We start from the raw sequence: 16038 nt of genomic DNA, 5'->3' as shown, positions 1-16038 counted from the left end.
GAGCGGCTGCAAACTCGATCAGCGACGGCAGTCGCCTTGTTTATTCGATGACTTTGGTAGCGCGGGAAAGCACGCTCTGCGGCAGGGTGACCCCCATCTTCTCGGCGGCCGCCTTGTTGACGACGAGGTCGCTGCCGGCGGCAGTCTTGACGGCGATGTCGCCCGGGTTCTCGCCCTTCAGCACACGAACGACGATCTCGCCGGTCTGCTTGCCGACGTCATAATAGTTGAAGCCGAGGGCGGCGATCGAACCGCGCGAAACCGAATCCGTATCGGCGGTAAAGAGCGGCAGCTTGCTCTCTTCGGCAACCGCGACAGCGCCTTCAAGCGCGGAGATGATGGTGTTGTCGGTCGGAATGTAGATCACATCGGCGCGGCCGACGAGCGCGCGTGTCGCACCCTGGACCTCTGCCGATTTGGTGGCAGCCGATTCGACTACCTTCAGGCCAGCCTTTTCGGCTTCAACCTTCAACACGGCGAGCAGCGAAACGGAATTCGCCTCGCCGGAATTGTAGAGATAGCCGATGGTTTTCACATCGGGCAGGATTTCCTTGATCAGCGCGAGGTGCTCGGCGACCGGCGACATATCGGAGAGGCCGGTGACATTGCCGCCGGGCTTGTCCATGTTCTTGACGAGCTGGGCGCCGAGCGGATCGGACACGGCCGTGAAGACGACAGGAATGTCGCGCGTCGAGGAGACGACGGCCTGGGCCGAGGGTGTCGAGATCGGCACGATGACATTGGGCTCGTCACCGGCGAACTGGCGGGCGATCTGGGCTGCCGTCGCCGGATTGCCCTGCGCCGATTCGAACACGAATTTCAGATTCTCGCCTTCCTTGTAGCCGGCGGCCGTCAGCGCATCGAGAACGCCCCTGCGCGCCGCATCGAGCGCCGGATGTTCGACGATCGCCGTCACGGCGACGGTGACGTCATCGGCCTTTGCGGGCAGGGAAAGGGCCAAAGTAGCGGCAAGAGCGAGCAAAATCGGGCGCATGGGGATCCTCCTGAATGATTTTGGGGGCACTTTTAGGAAAAGCGCCCCCTGAAATCAATCGCGGAGAATTGTAGCGAGGATCAAACTTGCTGATCAGTCGTCGGCGCCGTGATTGGCGATCATCATCGCTTCGAAGGCCAGACGTTCGGTCTTGCGCATGCGTTCGGATTCCGATTTCAGCTGGCCGCAGGCGGCAAGGATGTCGCGGCCGCGCGGCGTGCGGATCGGCGAGGCATAGCCTGCCGAATTGATGAAATCGGCAAATTTCTCGATCTGCTCCCAGTCGGAACACTGATAATTGGTGCCGGGCCAGGGATTGAACGGAATGAGGTTGATCTTCGCCGGCACGCCCTTCAGGAGCTTGATCAGCCCCTTGGCGTCTTCCAGGCTGTCGTTGACATCCTTCAGCATCACATATTCGAAGGTGATGCGCCGCGCGTTCGAAAGGCCTGGATAGGACCGGCAGGCCTCGATCAGCTCCTTCAGCGGATACTTCTTGTTGATCGGCACCAGAAGGTCGCGCAGATCGTCGCGCACCGCATGCAGCGAAATCGCCAGCATGATGCCGATTTCCTCGCCGGTGCGGAAGATCTCCGGCACAACGCCGGAAGTGGAAAGCGTCACGCGGCGCCTGGACAGCGACAGGCCGTCACCATCCGTGGCGATCAGCAATGCCTGCTTGACGGCATCGAAGTTATAAAGCGGCTCACCCATGCCCATCATGACGATGTTGCTGACCTTGCGGCCCTCGGCAGGCATGATCGTACCCTGCGGCGCTTCACGGTCCGGGAAGTCGCCAAGCCGGTCGCGAGCAAGCAGCAGCTGCGAAAGAATTTCCTCCGCCGTCAGGTTGCGCACCAGACGCTGTGTCCCGGTATGACAGAAGGAACAGGTGAGCGTGCAGCCGACCTGGCTGGAAAGACAGAGCGTGCCGCGGCCCTCTTCCGGAATGTAGACGGCCTCGATCTCGACGGGACGCCCGGCGCCCCGCGGCGGAAAGCGCAGCAGCCATTTGCGCGTGCCGTCGTTGGAGACCTGCTCCTCGACGATCTCGGGACGTGCGATGGTGAAATGCTGCTTCAGCATCTCCCGCATGTCTTTGGCGACATTCGTCATATGGTCGAAGTCGGAGACCCCTCGCACATAGATCCAGTTCCAGAGCTGCGAGACGCGCATCTTGATCTGCTTCTCGGCCACACCCTTTTCCCGGAGTGCCGCCCCCATCTCCTCGCGCGACAGCCCGATCAGGGACGGCTTCTCGACGCCGGAAGCGGCACGAGGCGCCTGAGGCGTGATGACATCAATCGCATCCATGACGGACATAGTCTTTCATCCCGAATTCGAACACGTAACCGCCCCGCAAACCCTGCGAACTTCAGGGCTAAGCCGGAAGACTGGCGGGTGCATGACGGGACACTGGCAGAAATTGAATGGCGGAACGGCGACTGATATCGCGATCTGTCCGCTGTTGCGCGGCCTTTAGCATCATTTTGCCCGCGCGTCACTATAGATGGAAACGACAAGAGCCGGCGCAAGGCCGGCCCTCGAAGCTCTGAGAACAAAAAAGCTTACTTGCAGGTTTCGATCTGCTTCAGCGCAGCCGAGATACCCGAGAGCGAATAGCTGTAGGAGGTGCCGGTGCCCTTGCGCGAAACGGCATTGACCGTCATCGAATGACCGGTCTTCATCGCGGCGACGAGGGCCGGCTCCTGGGCAGCATTCTCGACCCAGCCGGCCTTGTCCTTGGTGAACATTACGAAGGTCTTGTTGTCGATGACGACGTTGATCTTCGAATTTTCCTTGACCGTGTAGCCCATCATCGCCTGCGGCTCGTAGGAGATGTTCTGGCCCGGCCGCTGGGAGACGATGAAGAAATTATCGCCGTGGTCGACGCTTGCCGGCTGCTTTGCCGTCGGAACGGACAGCACATAGCAGACGGTGCTGCTGCCCGACTTGTAGGAGTAAGCGCCCCATGCCTGGAACTGCTGGATGCGGTTCGGCGCGGCCTGCTGCGCTGTCGCAACTCCGGCCATAACAAGGGTGAGTGCGAGAGCGGATACGATACTTTTTACAAACATGGATTCCTGCCGGTTCTTGCGATTCAAGGCCCGAAGCGATCATAGCGGGCGCCGCATAATCACGATCTGCTTTATTTTGACTTAATTCAGGTTACCAAATGGTCAACGATAGCTGCGATTTGTATGTGCCTGTGTCATTTCAGCTCGAGTGTCAATTTTCGCCCCTTTGACGGTATCGACCGCGACACCGTGCCCCAATGGCACTGGCCGTCCGTTCGGCTGAATTTAAGACACAAAGATTCAGGCAAGAGTTTGACCTTTCCCAAATCCGTTGTACCTCAGTAAGACTTGGAAATCCGAGACGAAATTATTGCCGTAGGGGGCTGGTGAGGAGATATGGATGCCGAGGAAAGACAGCGTTTCGCTGCCCTCGCGAAGGCCGTCGCGGACGATCGCGACCAGCAGGCCTTTTCCATCCTGTTCGACTATTTCGCACCCCGCCTGAAGGCCTGGCTGATGCGCCAGAGGATGACATCAGGCGAGGCCGAGGAACTGGTTCAGGAGATCATGATCGTGCTTTGGCACAAGGCAGACCTCTATGATGCCACGCGATCTTCACTTTCGACTTGGCTTTTCCGCATTGCCCGCAACCGCCGCATCGACATGCAACGCCGCGCCAATACCCGCATCTTCGATGAGACCGATCCGGCCCTGCAGCCGCCGGCCGATATCGGCGCGGAAGAAATTATCGCCAATGACGATCGCGACGCCAAGATACGCGCCGCCGTCGGCCAATTGCCGGAGGAACAGCGCGACATGCTGCGCGCCGCCTTCTTCCTCGGTCAATCGCATTCGGAGATCGCCGAATCGACTGGGTTGCCGCTCGGCACGGTGAAGTCGCGTATCCGGCTTGCCTTCGGCAAGCTCCGCAAGGTGCTGGAACGCGAAATCGCCTGACGCATGTCGCCCAAAAGTGTGTAGCGGACGCGCTTTAGATCGTCTTCATCGCTTCTTCCGGCCGATCGGCGAGAACGCGGTCGGCCGCTTCGTAATGGCCCGGCCGGATGTGGCCGCGCACCATGGCGAAGGCCGCCGAAAGCACGGCGATGTCGTCGGAAAAGCCGATGACGGCAAAAATATCCGGGATCATGTCGACCGGCATGACGAAATAGGCGAGTGCGGCAAGCAGCACGCCGCGCACCGTCGTCGGCGTCTGCGGATCGAGCGCGCAATAGAAACCGGCGACGACATCGCGCGAGAACGGGATCTGCCGCACCGCCCGTCGGAAAGTCGGCCAGAATTTCTGCCTGACGGTCTTCTCGCGCCGGCTCTGGGTGTCCTCGTCGCCCGGCAACAGGATTTCCCCGAATTTGACCTCGTCCATCCCTGCATCCCTTTTGTCCATGCGAACATATGGTGACGGCGCCCAGTCTTTCAATCGGCCCCTTTCAATCGGTCCCGCTTTCAAGCAACACGTCGCGCCGCAGCCTTCTCCATGGCTTTGGCGAGCTTGAAATCCAGCTCTGTCAGCCCGCCGGCATCATGCGTGTTCAGCGTCACATCCACCCTGGAATAGACGTTGAACCATTCGGGATGGTGGTTGAGCTTCTCGGCCGCAAGTGCTGCCTGCGTCATGAAGCCGAAAGCCTCGACGAAATTTGCGAACTTGAACGTCTTCGATATCGACGAACCCGCATCATTGAGCGCCCAGCCCGAAAGCTCGGTCAGCTCAGCCTCAACCGCCGTCCGTTCCAGTTTTTCCATTTTCATGCCATGCTCCTCTTCTCTGTCCGACAGGTTCACCGATGAAACGCATCAGCATCCTTTTCGTTTGCATGGGCAATATATGCCGTTCTCCACTCGCGGAGGGAATTTTTGGCCATCTCGTCGCGGAGGCCGGCTTGACCGGCGATTTTACGATCGCTTCCGCCGGCACTGGCGGCTGGCATGAAGGCGATCCGCCCGACCGGCGTTCGATCGCCACCGCGAAAAATCACGGCATCGACATATCGGGGCAGCGCGCCCGGCGCATTCAGCCGAGGGATTTCAGGGATTTCGATCTGATCCTCGCCATGGACCGTGACAACCTGGCGGCACTCGAAAAGAGCGCGCCGCATGGGGCGAATATCCGCCTTTTCGGTGATACCGCGCTGGGAACGGGAGAGGATATTCCCGATCCCTATTATGGCGGCCCTGAAGGTTTCGAGCTGGTCTACACCAGGCTCTTGACCGGCTGCTGCAGGCTGCTCGAAACGCTGGGCGTCGAGCGTGCCTCATGCAGCGGGAACACTTCCTCGGTGAGGTAAGGCCCGCCGCCGACCGATTCGCGCGACGAAAGCAGCACGAAGCGCGGTGCGGTGAAGGTTGTTGTGTGGAAGTTGCCGCGTCCGGCCAGATATTGCACGACATCGTCGAGCCGCGAGGATTTCAGCCGCGCCAGCGTCACATGCGGCATGAATTTGCGGGGATCCGGCGGCAGCCCGATGCGCTGGCAGATCCGCTCGATCTCGCCCTGCAGGGCATACATTTCAGGCGATTGCGAGACGCCGGCCCAGACCGAATGCGGTTTCTTCGAGCCGAAGGAACCGATGCCTTCCAGCCGGAACTGGAATTCCGGCCGGTCGATCCGGTCGAGGCGTTCAACGATTTCATCGGCCGTGCGGCCGTCGACATCACCGATGAAGCGCAGGGTGATGTGGTAATTCTCCACATCGATCCATCGTGCTCCGGGGAGGCCACCGCGCAGCAATGAAAGACTCATCGCCGCATTGCGCGGAATTTCGAGGGCGGTAAACAGTCTCGGCATCACGAGCACTCCCCGAATCTTTTGCAGGTGCTCACACGGAATCATGCAATCAATAACCGCGCAAGCCCCTATTTCTTCACAGAAGAAATCGTTTCGACGAAATTTGTGACAGCAGGCTCCATCTTTTCGACCATGACGTCGACACCTTTCGTATTTGGATGCATGCCGTCGTCAAGCTTCAACCCAGCCTCCAGCGCGACGCCGTCGAGGAAGAAGGCATAGAGTGGAAGCCCATGTTTTTCCGAGAGGTTCTGGTAGATCGGGTTGAATCGTGCGGCATAATCCGCTCCCATGTTCGGCGGCGCTATGATACCGGCGAGCAGCACGGCAATCCCTCGCTCCTTTAGCCGGATAATCATCTGATCGAGATTCTTCGCGCTCTCCTCTGGCGGGATGCCGCGCAACGCATCATTGGCGCCAAGCTCGAGAATGACCCCATCGGTGCCGTCGGGTACCGACCAGTCGATGCGCGCAAGGCCCCCTGTCGTCGTGTCGCCGGAGACCCCGGCATTGGCGATGGCGACGTCGAGGCCCTTCGCTTTCAGGGCCGCCTGCAGCTTTTCCGGAAAGCCGTCGCCGGGCGGCAACTGATAGCCCGCCATCAAACTGTCCCCGAAACCGACGAGATTAATCGTCCGGGCATTGGCTGCAGTGGCAAGGATCAGCGAGACAGCGATGACGGTGAATTGAAGGGCGGCAACTTTAAATCTCATTCCAGCTTCCCTAGATTGGCGAAGTGCCGTTATGCGGCCATTCGATTACGGACTTATATAGGGCGATTTCTGTTGGCAAAAACCATTATCGAGTTGAAGGGCGCCGATCTGACCCTCGGCAGCGCAGCCGCCTCCGTCCATGTGCTGAAGGGCATCGATCTCGATATCGCGGCCGGCGAATCCGTCGGCATCGTCGGTCCTTCCGGCTCCGGCAAATCCACCCTGCTGATGGTGCTTGCGGGGTTGGAAAAGCTCGACAGCGGTGAGATCAACATCAACGATACGCCGCTCCATAGCCTCAGCGAGGACCAGGTCGCCGATTTCCGCGGCCGCAACATCGGCATCGTCTTCCAGTCCTTCCACTTGATCGCCAACATGACGGCGCTGGAAAACGTCGCCGTGCCGCTCGAACTCGCCAATGTCGGCAACGCCTTCGAGATCGCTCATCGCGAGCTGAAGTCGGTCGGCCTCGGCGAACGGCTGAACCACTATCCCGGCCAGCTTTCCGGCGGCGAACAGCAGCGCGTGGCGATTGCCAGGGCGCTCGCCCCCTCGCCCGCTCTGCTGATCGCCGACGAGCCGACCGGCAATCTCGATACCGAGACAGGCCGCCAGATCGCCGACCTTCTGTTCTCCAAGCAGGCCGAACGCGGCACGACCCTGCTGCTCGTCACCCACGACGTCTCGCTCGCAAACCGATGCTCGCGCCAGATTCGCGTCCGTTCCGGCCGGATCGAAGGCGACAGCGCCGCCCGCCGCAGCGAAGCGGCGATCGCATGAGGATCATCACGCCACGCGTCTCGCTCGCTTTTCGCCTGGCGCTGCGCGAGCTGCGCGGCGGCATCCGCGGCTTCTACATCTTCCTTGCCTGCATCGCGCTCGGCACCGGCGCCATTGCCGCCGTCAATTCCGTTTCGCAGTCGATCACCGATACGATCGCCTCGCAGGGACAGGAACTGCTGGCCGGCGACGTCCGCTTCGAACTCAACAACCGCGAAGCCACACCTCAGGAAATCGGTTTCCTCGAAGGCCTCGGCACCGTTTCGGTGTCGACAGGCCTGCGCTCGATGGCCCGCAAGCCCGACGGTTCGGATCAGGCGCTGGTCGAGGTCAAGGCTGTCGACGACGCCTACCCGCTCTATGGCAAGTTCGTCGCCGAGCCGGACTATCCGCTTGCAGCACTGCTTTCGGGCCAAGGCGGCACCTATGGTGCGGTCGCAGCGCCACTGCTTCTCGATCGGCTCGGGCTTGCGGTCGGCGACGAATTGCTGCTCGGCAACGTCAAGCTCAGCATCACCGGCACCGTGAAAACCGAGCCGGACGCACTGTCGGAAGGTTTCGGCTTTGCGCCGCGCCTGCTTGTCAGCCGCCAGGCGCTCCAAGCCTCCGGGCTGATCCAGACCGGAAGCCTGGTCGAACATGCCTACAAGATCCGGCTGGATGACAAGGGCGCGATGTCGGGCATCCAGGCGCGCGCCTCCAAGGAATTCCCCTCCGCCGGCTGGGCGATCCGCACCAGCGACCGTGCCGCGCCCTCGCTCACCGAAAACATCACCCGCTTCTCGCAGTTCCTGACCCTGGTCGGCCTCACCGCGCTGATCGTCGGCGGCGTCGGTGTCGCCAATGCGGTGCGCGCCTTCCTCGATTCCAAACGCACCACCATCGCCACCTTCAAATGCCTCGGCGCCCCGGCGCAGGTCGTCGTTCTGATCTATCTCTTCCAGATCGCCATCATCGCTCTCGGCGGCATCCTGATCGGCCTCGTCATCGGCGCCCTGTCGCCGATGCTTGCCGCGCAGTTCCTGGCGCAATTCCTGCCGGTCTCGACCGTGCCGACGCTCTACCCCGGCGCCCTGCTGCTCGCCACTTTCTTCGGCATCCTGACGACGCTCGCCTTCGCCATCCTGCCGCTCGGCCACGCCCGCGAAGTGCCGGCGACCGCACTGTTCCGCGAGCAGGGCTTCGAGGCCCGCCACCTGCCCTCCTGGCCCTACATCCTGCTTGCCGCCCTATTCATGGCCGCCCTTGCCGGGCTTGCCATCCTCACCGCCTATGACCGCTTCATCGCTGTCGTCTTCGTCGGCGCGATCGTCTTCGCCTTCGTCGTCCTGCGCCTCGTCGCCGCGCTGATCGCCTGGCTCGCGCGCCGCAGCCCGCGCGTCAATTCGCCGGCACTGCGGCTTGCGATCGGCAACATCCACCGCCCCGGCGCACTGACGCCCTCAGTCGTGCTCTCGCTCGGCCTTGGCCTCGCATTGCTGGTGACCCTGACCCTGATCGACGGGAACCTGCGCCGGCAGCTGACCGGCCGCATGAACGAGGGTGCGCCGAACTTCTTCTTCGTCGATATCCAGAGCGCCGAGGTCGGCGCCTTCCGCGATCTCGTCCAGGGCCAGGCGCCGCAGGGCAAGCTCGTTGAAGTGCCGATGCTGCGCGGCCGGATCATCGCCTTCAACGGCGAGGACGTCACCAAGATGAACGTGCCTGCTGCCGGCCGCTGGGTGCTGAACGGCGATCGCGGCATCACCTATGCCGAAACTCTGCCGGACAACGCCGCCCTCACCGAAGGCAAATGGTGGGACAAGGATTACAGCGGAGAGCCGCTCGTCTCCTTCTCCTCGGAAGAGGCACATGAGCTCGGCCTCAAGATCGGCGATAAGGTCACCGTCAACGTGCTCGGCCGCAACATCACGGCGAAGATCGCCAATCTGCGCCGGGTCGAGTGGGAATCGCTGTCGATCAATTTCGTCATGGTCTTCTCGCCGAATACCTTCCGCGGCGCCCCGCATGCGTGGCTCGCGACCCTGACCGATCCCTCCTCGACACCGGCCGAAGATGCGGCGATCCTGAAAACCGTCACCAACACCTATCCGACGATCACCAGTGTGCGCGTCAAAGACGCGATCGATATCGTCAACCAGCTGGTCGCACAGCTTGCAACCGCGATCCGCGCTGCGGCCTCGGTCGCCCTGATCGCCTCGATCCTCGTCCTTGCCGGCGCGCTTGCCGCCGGAAACCGGGCGCGCACCCACGACGCGGTGGTGCTGAAGACGCTCGGTGCCACGCGCGCCATGCTGATCCGCGCCTTCAGCTACGAATATCTGATCCTCGGCCTCGCGACCGCAATCTTCGCGCTGATCGCCGGCAGCGTCGCCGCCTGGTTCATCGTCGCCCGCATCATGCGTCTGCCGTCGACCTTTCTGCCCGACGTGGCGGGACTGACGCTTGTGACCGCGCTCGTCCTGACCGTCGGCATCGGCCTTATCGGCACCTGGCGCATCCTCGGGCAGAAGGCGGCCCCCGTCTTGCGCGAGCTTTGACCGGGCAGCGGCACCCAAACCCTTCACCTTACGGCGATTTAACCGACCGAGCCTTTGCAAGCCTCTTGTTTGCAAAGGGCGAAAGCCTCATATTATCCGCAGGCATGCTGGAGCTCCGCAGCGGCGCCCGGGTCGAAAACCCCGACACCGTATTTCCATCGGAGCTTGTAAGAGGAAACTATGGCTGATCTTCGTAACTATCAAAGCCGCGCTCAGACCGGCGAGATGATTGATCAAGGCCTGCGCGCTTATATGCTCAAGGTCTACAACCTGATGGCGCTGGGTCTGGCGATCACCGGTGTGGCCGCATATCTGTCGTTCCAATTCGCCTTCGCCAATGGTGAGCTGACCGCTTTCGGTCAGGCGATCTATGTGAGCCCGCTGAAGTGGGCGGTCATTCTGGCGCCGCTGGCTCTGGTGTTCTTCCTGAGCTTCCGGATCAATACGATGACGGTGGCCGCCGCCCAGACGACCTTTGCGGTCTACGCCGCGCTCGTCGGCCTGTCGCTCTCGTCGATCTTCCTGATCTACACGGGTCAGAGCGTCGTCCAGACCTTCTTCGTCACCGCTGCCTCGTTCGGCGCGCTGTCGCTTTACGGCTACACGACGAAGCGTAACCTGTCGGCGATGGGCTCGTTCCTGATGATGGGTCTTTTCGGCCTGATCATCGCCTCGATCGTCAACATCTTCCTGGCGTCGTCCGCCGTGCAGTTCGCGATCTCGGTACTCGGCGTACTGATCTTCGCAGGCCTCACGGCCTACGATACGCAGCGGATCAAGGAATTGTACCTGGAAGCAGATGACGTCGCCGTGGCCGGCCGCAAGGCGATCATGGGTGCGCTGACGCTCTATCTCGACTTCATCAACCTCTTCATGTTCCTGCTGCAGTTCATGGGCAACCGTAAATAAGCAGGGCAGACTGGGATCGAAAAGGCGGCTTCGGCCGCCTTTTTTGTTGCGTAGGCTTTCACGGAATGGTTTTAGAAAGCCCTTGCCGCCCTTATGGATATGCTGCTGAAATGTCCTTCCTCCTGCGCGATGCTTCGAACGCCGATATTCCCGCCATTGCCGATATCTATCGCGAATCGGTCCTGAACGGCGTCGCGAGCTATGAGATCGTCCCGCCCTCCGAGGCCGAGATGGCACTGCGTTTTTCGGCGATCGTCGGCCAGCAATATCCCTATATTGCAGCCATCGGCGCGGACGGGACGCTTCTCGGCTACGCCTACGCCTCGGCCTTCCGCACGCGTCCTGCCTATCGCTGGCTGGTCGAGGATTCGATTTATCTGGCGCCGCAAGCCCGCGGCCGCGGCATTGGCAAGGCGCTGCTCGCCGAACTGATCACCCGCTGCACCACCCTCGGCTTTCGTCAGATGGCGGCCGTCATCGGCGGCGCCAGCCCCGCATCGATCGCACTCCATAGCACGGCCGGCTTCGAGGAGGTCGGCCTGATGAAGGGCACCGGCTACAAGCACGGCCGCTGGCTGGATACGATGTTCATGCAGCGCGCGCTCGGCAAAGGCATGAGCACCGATCCGGACCCGTCGACCTATCCCGGCACGCTGTTTAACGGCTGATATGGCTTACTTGTCGACGAGCTTCAGGGCCTTGTCGAACACCTTCAGCACCTGGTTCAGCTCGTGACCGCGCTTCAGGATCGTGCCGTTGACGCTGATCACGGAATAGGCGCCCTGTTTGGCGGCGAGCTTCGGATTTTTCTCGATGCGGAAGAGCGGTATTTCGCCGGAACGCTTGAAAACGGAAAAGACCGCCCTGTCCTTCAGGTGATCGATGGCGTAGTCGCGCCATTCACCATCACCGACCATCCGGCCGTAGATCCAGAGGATCGCGTCCAGTTCGCGCCGGTGGAAGGTCACCGGAAGCGGGTCCTTGCTTTGCTTGTATTCCCTGAGATCGACGACGACTGAGGAACTGTGGTCGACGGAACGGCTTTCGCCGTGTCGCAAATCCGGCTGATCTGTCATCAGTCTCACAAGGCCTCCACATGTGACAGGAGGGTGACAGTTTGCCCGAGCCGCCGCAAATTGCAAGAGTGCCAGCCGTCACATTCCGCCGCACGTCTCTCGCGCAGGGACGCTGTAGCACTTTGAGTCAGCGCATCATGCCTTGCGAAAGTTGGGTTCGATTTTCGGAAAGCATGATGCGCTGGACAGGTCAACGCTTTCTCCGCAGCGCCGCATTTCAGTCAAAACAGCGCCTCATTTGCAGGAGATTTATGAATTCCAGTTTGGCGCCAGCGCGCCAAAGGGCCCGGCGGAGCGTATCGACCTTAACCCCAGCCCCGAATACGCTCGGCCGGGCCGCCCCAGCACTTCATCCGCAACCGGATGAATCTCAGATATTTTTGCCAGCCATCACCACGGTCGCGCCAAGGATCGCCGCCGGATCGCCGTCTGCGGTCGCCGATTGCAGCAGGATGGCGCAGCCCTCGAGCTGCGGCCGCTGCAGGACGCTGGCCGGCAGCGTCAGACTGGTCGCCTTGCCGTCCCACATGCCGACGGTTTCGACATTGGTGACGCTGTGTAGATAGGAGATCTTCTGGCCGCTGTTCTCGCCTTTTTCGACGTCGATCGTCTTTTCCTTATCGAAATAGACCATGACGACATTGGCTTTGCCCTGTCCCGCGCCGATCTTGATCTCCAGCTCGTCGCCGCGCATCGCGGCACTGATCGGAACGGTCAGCCCGTTGCCTTCGCTGCTATAGGTGTCGATCTTGCTGTTGATGCCATTCAGATCGGCGCCGGCCAGATGGTCGCGTCCATTGACGATGGCCTGCGGCGTGTAGACGTTGCTGCGGCCCATTGTCTTGGCATAGCCATACTGCCGCTCGGTGTTTTCCTTGGAGCTCAGCGTATCGGCCCAGCCAAGATAGTTCCAGTAATCGACATGATAGGCGAGCGCGATAACATCGCCCTGGTTCACCAGCTTGCGGAAAGCGGCATCAGCGGGAGGACAGGAGGAGCAGCCCTGCGACGTGAAGAGTTCGACGACACCTTTCGGCGTGCCGTCTTCGGCCTGCAGCGGGCCTGAGAGAACAACGCCGGCGATCAGCGGAATCAAAAAACGGGGGGACATTCACCTGCACCTCTTTTTCAGCGCCGACGGCATGTTTGAACCGGGGGCCCTGACATATGAACGTACGAATAATCCTTCCGGGTCCAAACGAAAAGTCACGAACGGGTGAGACGTAGCTCGACGGGAACTTGCATAAAACAAATCATCGTGAGCCCGTCCAAATACTGTCGTCGCACCAAAGAAAAGCCGCCGGAGATTGCTTTCCGGCGGCTATTATCAAATAAGTCTCTTAAAAATCAGGCAGCGAGATCGCGCAGAACCGTCTGCAGGATGCCGCCATTGTTGAGGTAGACCACCTCGTCGAGCGTATCGACGCGCGACAGCAGCGGAACCTCCTTCACGGTGCCGTCGCCATAGGTGATCTTGGCGATCTTCTTCTCGCGCGGCTTGATCTTTTCCAGGCCCTCGATGGTCACGAGCTCATCGCCCTTGAGGCCGAGGCTCTGCCAGGTCGTGCCCTCTTCGAAGACGAAGGGGATGATGCCCATGCCGACCAGGTTCGAACGATGGATGCGCTCGAAGGACTGGGCGACCACCGCCTTGACGCCGAGCAGGTTGGTGCCCTTGGCAGCCCAGTCGCGGGAGGAGCCGTTGCCGTATTCGACACCGGCGAAGATGACGAGCGGCACGCCTTCCTGCTTGTACTGCATCGCGGCGTCGTAGATCGAAGTCTCTTCCTTCGACGGGTAATGGATGGTGTAGCCACCTTCCTTGCCGTTCGGGCCGAGCATGTGGTTGCGGATGCGGATATTGGCGAAGGTGCCGCGCATCATCACTTCATGATTGCCGCGGCGCGTGCCGTACTGGTTGAAGTCGGCAACGGCAACGTCATGGTCGATGAGGTAGGCGCCGGCCGGCGATGCCGCCTTGATCGAACCAGCAGGCGAGATGTGGTCGGTGGTGATCTTGTCGCCGAACAGGCCGAGAACGCGGGCGCCCTTGATGTCGGAGACGCCGGTGCCCTTTTTGCCCATGCCGACGAAGTAGGGCGGGTTCTGCACATAGGTCGAATTGTCGTCCCAGGCATAGGTCTGGCCCGGCGGGACCTGGACGGCCTGCCAGTTGACGTCGCCCTTGAAGACATCGGCATATTTGCTTTCGTAGAGTTCGCGGGTCACGTATTTCAGGATGAATTCCTGGACTTCCTTCGAGGTCGGCCAGATGTCCTTGAGATAGACCGGGTTGCCGCTCTGGTCCTCGCCGATCGGCTCCTTGGTCAGATCCATCTGCACCGTGCCGGCAAGCGCATAAGCGACGACGAGCGGCGGAGATGCGAGGTAGTTCGCCTGCACGTCGGGCGAGATGCGGCCTTCGAAGTTGCGGTTACCGGAGAGAACGCCGGAAACGATAAGGCCCTTGTCGTTGATCGTCTTCGAGATCGGCGCCGGCAGCGGACCGGAATTGCCGATGCAGGTGGTGCAGCCGAAGCCGACGAGGTTGAAGCCAAGCTTGTCGAGATCGGCCTGCAGGCCCGACTTGGCGAGATATTCGCCGACGACTTGGCTTCCAGGTGCCAGCGAGGTCTTCACCCACGGCTTCGTCTTCAGGCCCTTGGCAACGGCGTTGCGGGCAAGAAGGCCGGCGGCGATCAGCACTGACGGGTTGGAGGTGTTGGTGCACGACGTGATGGCAGCGATCGCCACGTCGCCGTGGCCGAGATCGAAGTCGGTGCCTTCAACGGCATAGCGGTTGTTCAACTGGCCGGGCTTCTTGTAGTCGGCATCCATGGAGCCGGCAAAACCGGTCGCGATGTTCTCAAGCGAAATGCGGCCTTCCGGACGCTTCGGGCCGGCCATCGACGGCACGACGTCGCTGAGATCGAGTTCCAGCGTATCGGTGAAGACGAGCTCGGAGCCGTCGCCTTCACGCCACATGCCTTGCGCCTTCGAATAGGCTTCGACGAGGGCGATCCGGTCATGGGTGCGGCCGGACATGGTGAGGTAATTGATGGTTTCGCCGTCGACCGGGAAGAAGCCGCAGGTGGCGCCATATTCCGGACCCATGTTGCCGATCGTCGCGCGGTCGGCGAGCGGCATGTTGTCCATGCCGGGGCCGAAGAATTCGACGAACTTCGAAACGACGCCCTTCTTGCGCAGCATCTGCACGACGGTGAGAACGAGGTCGGTCGCCGTGACGCCTTCCTTGAGCTTGCCGGTCAGTTTGAAGCCGATGACTTCGGGCAGCAGCATCGAGACCGGCTGGCCGAGCATCGCAGCTTCCGCTTCGATACCGCCCACACCCCAGCCGAGAACGCCGAGACCGTTGATCATCGTCGTGTGGCTGTCGGTGCCGACGCAGGTATCCGGATAGGCGATCGTCTCGCCGTCCTCTTCCTTGGTCCAGACGGTCTGGCCGAGATATTCGAGATTGACCTGATGACAGATGCCGGTGCCGGGAGGCACGACGCGGAAATTCTTGAAAGCCTGCTGGCCCCACTTCAGGAAGCGGTAGCGCTCGCCGTTACGCTGGTATTCCAGCTCCACATTCCTGGCGAAAGCCTGCGGCGTGCCGAATTCGTCGACGATGACGGAGTGGTCGATGACGAGATCGACGGGAACGAGCGGGTTGATCTTCTCGGGATCACCGCCGAGCGACACCATCGCGTCGCGCATCGCGGCAAGATCGACGACGGCGGGAACGCCGGTGAAGTCCTGCATCAGCACGCGCGCCGGGCGATAGGCGATTTCGTTTTCGACCGCACCCTTATTGTTCAGCCATTCGGCAACGGCCAGGATGTGCTCCTTGGTAACCGACTGGCCGTCTTCGAAGCGCAGCAGGTTTTCGAGCAGCACCTTCATCGAATAGGGAAGCTTCGACACGCCGGCCAGACCGTTTGCCTCAGCCTTGGGCAGGCTGTAATAGACATAGTCCTTCCCGTTGACGGAAAGCGTGGAACGACAATTGAAACTGTCAAGAGATTTAGACACGAGATACCCCGTTTCTGATAGCCAACACAGTCGTGCGAACGCCTATGCACTTAATGCACATCAGGATGCGGGTACGGCCATTTCCGCTGTCCGCACGTGGAACAGACGCTCCAAGTTCGGCGCAAGGATGAAATTCACGCCGACCGCTGGCGTGGTTGCAGGTC

16 protein-coding genes are annotated in these 16038 nt (G+C 61.1%); 6 read left to right on the top strand and 10 right to left on the bottom strand.

The genetic code is table 11. The features are described from left to right. Positions 1–40 precede the first annotated feature (40 nt). The 3 genes from GR198_RS16755 to GR198_RS16745 form a co-directional block, all read right to left on the bottom strand. Entirely contained in the window at positions 41–994 is a 954-nt protein-coding gene (locus GR198_RS16755; RefSeq protein WP_164069274.1) for an ABC transporter substrate-binding protein, read from the bottom strand. 93 nt (positions 995–1087) lie between these two features. Beyond that, positions 1088–2317, bottom strand: coding sequence for a 23S rRNA (adenine(2503)-C(2))-methyltransferase RlmN (rlmN, locus tag GR198_RS16750; RefSeq protein ID WP_164069273.1), 1230 nt, complete (start codon positions 2315–2317; stop codon positions 1088–1090). 245 nt (positions 2318–2562) lie between these two features. Further along, a complete protein-coding gene (locus tag GR198_RS16745; RefSeq protein WP_003543638.1) occupies positions 2563–3072 on the bottom strand; it encodes an invasion associated locus B family protein in 510 nt (169 codons plus the stop codon). Between the two features lie 336 nt (positions 3073–3408). On the opposite strand from GR198_RS16745, the gene GR198_RS16740 reads away from it, so the two are divergent. Then, positions 3409–3969, top strand: a complete 561-nt coding sequence (locus tag GR198_RS16740) for a sigma-70 family RNA polymerase sigma factor (protein ID WP_164069272.1) — start codon at positions 3409–3411, stop codon at positions 3967–3969. Positions 3970–4003: 34 nt separating this feature from the next. On the opposite strand, the gene GR198_RS16735 is transcribed toward GR198_RS16740, so the two are convergent. Together GR198_RS16735 and GR198_RS16730 are read right to left on the bottom strand one after the other, a co-directional pair. After that, the gene (locus GR198_RS16735) at positions 4004–4396 is read right to left on the bottom strand and encodes a YkvA family protein (RefSeq protein WP_164069271.1); all 393 of its coding nucleotides are present in this window, start codon (positions 4394–4396) and stop codon (positions 4004–4006) included. A gap of 80 nt (positions 4397–4476) precedes the next feature. Next, entirely contained in the window at positions 4477–4782 is a 306-nt protein-coding gene (locus tag GR198_RS16730) for a 4a-hydroxytetrahydrobiopterin dehydratase (RefSeq protein ID WP_012759348.1), read from the bottom strand. A 35-nt stretch (positions 4783–4817) separates the two neighbouring features. On the opposite strand from GR198_RS16730, the gene GR198_RS16725 reads away from it, so the two are divergent. Next, positions 4818–5318 carry a low molecular weight protein-tyrosine-phosphatase gene (locus tag GR198_RS16725; protein WP_164048473.1) on the top strand — a complete coding sequence of 167 codons (501 nt, stop codon included), beginning with the start codon at positions 4818–4820 and terminating at the stop codon, positions 5316–5318. Here the strand turns inward: GR198_RS16725 and thpR are convergent. Further along, positions 5225–5818 carry an RNA 2',3'-cyclic phosphodiesterase gene (gene thpR, locus GR198_RS16720; RefSeq protein ID WP_029870906.1) on the bottom strand — a complete coding sequence of 198 codons (594 nt, stop codon included), beginning with the start codon at positions 5816–5818 and terminating at the stop codon, positions 5225–5227. The genes GR198_RS16725 and thpR overlap by 94 nt on opposite strands. A gap of 68 nt (positions 5819–5886) precedes the next feature. Further along, on the bottom strand, positions 5887–6531 hold the full coding sequence (locus tag GR198_RS16715; RefSeq protein ID WP_029870905.1) for an arylesterase: 645 nt from the start codon (positions 6529–6531) through the stop codon (positions 5887–5889). A 72-nt stretch (positions 6532–6603) separates the two neighbouring features. On the opposite strand from GR198_RS16715, the gene GR198_RS16710 reads away from it, so the two are divergent. From GR198_RS16710 to GR198_RS16695, 4 genes are all read left to right on the top strand, one after another. Next, the gene (locus GR198_RS16710; RefSeq protein WP_027666930.1) at positions 6604–7311 is read left to right on the top strand and encodes an ABC transporter ATP-binding protein; all 708 of its coding nucleotides are present in this window, start codon (positions 6604–6606) and stop codon (positions 7309–7311) included. After that, entirely contained in the window at positions 7308–9851 is a 2544-nt protein-coding gene (locus GR198_RS16705) for an ABC transporter permease (protein WP_029870904.1), read from the top strand. Before GR198_RS16710 ends, GR198_RS16705 begins: the two co-directional genes overlap by 4 nt. Before the next feature lie 180 nt (positions 9852–10031). Further along, positions 10032–10760: a Bax inhibitor-1/YccA family protein gene (locus GR198_RS16700; RefSeq protein ID WP_164069270.1), complete on the top strand. Its 729-nt coding sequence runs from the start codon at positions 10032–10034 to the stop codon at positions 10758–10760. A gap of 110 nt (positions 10761–10870) precedes the next feature. Then, positions 10871–11428, top strand: coding sequence for a GNAT family N-acetyltransferase (locus GR198_RS16695; RefSeq protein WP_029870903.1), 558 nt, complete (start codon positions 10871–10873; stop codon positions 11426–11428). A 6-nt stretch (positions 11429–11434) separates the two neighbouring features. Here GR198_RS16695 and GR198_RS16690 read toward each other — a convergent pair whose 3' ends face one another. From GR198_RS16690 to acnA, 3 genes are all read right to left on the bottom strand, one after another. Then, entirely contained in the window at positions 11435–11836 is a 402-nt protein-coding gene (locus GR198_RS16690; protein WP_028742610.1) for a DUF2794 domain-containing protein, read from the bottom strand. A gap of 370 nt (positions 11837–12206) precedes the next feature. Then, a complete protein-coding gene (locus GR198_RS16685; protein WP_003543652.1) occupies positions 12207–12947 on the bottom strand; it encodes a DUF1223 domain-containing protein in 741 nt (246 codons plus the stop codon). Between the two features lie 236 nt (positions 12948–13183). Next, on the bottom strand, positions 13184–15874 hold the full coding sequence (acnA, locus tag GR198_RS16680) for an aconitate hydratase AcnA (RefSeq protein WP_029870902.1): 2691 nt from the start codon (positions 15872–15874) through the stop codon (positions 13184–13186). Between the last annotated feature and the right edge of the window lie 164 nt (positions 15875–16038).

Origin of the sequence: Rhizobium leguminosarum, from assembly GCF_010668065.1 — a bacterium.
GTDB classification, from domain to species: Bacteria; Pseudomonadota; Alphaproteobacteria; order Rhizobiales; family Rhizobiaceae; genus Rhizobium; species Rhizobium leguminosarum_S.
This window is presented reverse-complemented; position numbering and strand designations above follow the sequence as displayed.

What these genes read in the sequence shown, in the direction of transcription:
- GR198_RS16690 (WP_028742610.1), bottom strand. Translation starts at nt 11,836, where the DNA reads ATGACAGATCAGCCGGATTTGCGACACGGCGAAAGCCGTTCCGTCGAC.
- thpR (WP_029870906.1), bottom strand. Translation starts at nt 5,818, where the DNA reads ATGCCGAGACTGTTTACCGCCCTCGAAATTCCGCGCAATGCGGCGATG.
- GR198_RS16705 (WP_029870904.1), top strand. Translation starts at nt 7,308, where the DNA reads ATGAGGATCATCACGCCACGCGTCTCGCTCGCTTTTCGCCTGGCGCTG.
- GR198_RS16755 (WP_164069274.1), bottom strand. Translation starts at nt 994, where the DNA reads ATGCGCCCGATTTTGCTCGCTCTTGCCGCTACTTTGGCCCTTTCCCTG.
- GR198_RS16695 (WP_029870903.1), top strand. Translation starts at nt 10,871, where the DNA reads ATGTCCTTCCTCCTGCGCGATGCTTCGAACGCCGATATTCCCGCCATT.
- GR198_RS16735 (WP_164069271.1), bottom strand. Translation starts at nt 4,396, where the DNA reads ATGGACGAGGTCAAATTCGGGGAAATCCTGTTGCCGGGCGACGAGGAC.
- GR198_RS16740 (WP_164069272.1), top strand. Translation starts at nt 3,409, where the DNA reads ATGGATGCCGAGGAAAGACAGCGTTTCGCTGCCCTCGCGAAGGCCGTC.
- GR198_RS16725 (WP_164048473.1), top strand. Translation starts at nt 4,818, where the DNA reads ATGAAACGCATCAGCATCCTTTTCGTTTGCATGGGCAATATATGCCGT.
- GR198_RS16730 (WP_012759348.1), bottom strand. Translation starts at nt 4,782, where the DNA reads ATGAAAATGGAAAAACTGGAACGGACGGCGGTTGAGGCTGAGCTGACC.
- GR198_RS16685 (WP_003543652.1), bottom strand. Translation starts at nt 12,947, where the DNA reads ATGTCCCCCCGTTTTTTGATTCCGCTGATCGCCGGCGTTGTTCTCTCA.
- GR198_RS16700 (WP_164069270.1), top strand. Translation starts at nt 10,032, where the DNA reads ATGGCTGATCTTCGTAACTATCAAAGCCGCGCTCAGACCGGCGAGATG.
- GR198_RS16715 (WP_029870905.1), bottom strand. Translation starts at nt 6,531, where the DNA reads ATGAGATTTAAAGTTGCCGCCCTTCAATTCACCGTCATCGCTGTCTCG.
- rlmN (WP_164069273.1), bottom strand. Translation starts at nt 2,317, where the DNA reads ATGTCCGTCATGGATGCGATTGATGTCATCACGCCTCAGGCGCCTCGT.
- GR198_RS16745 (WP_003543638.1), bottom strand. Translation starts at nt 3,072, where the DNA reads ATGTTTGTAAAAAGTATCGTATCCGCTCTCGCACTCACCCTTGTTATG.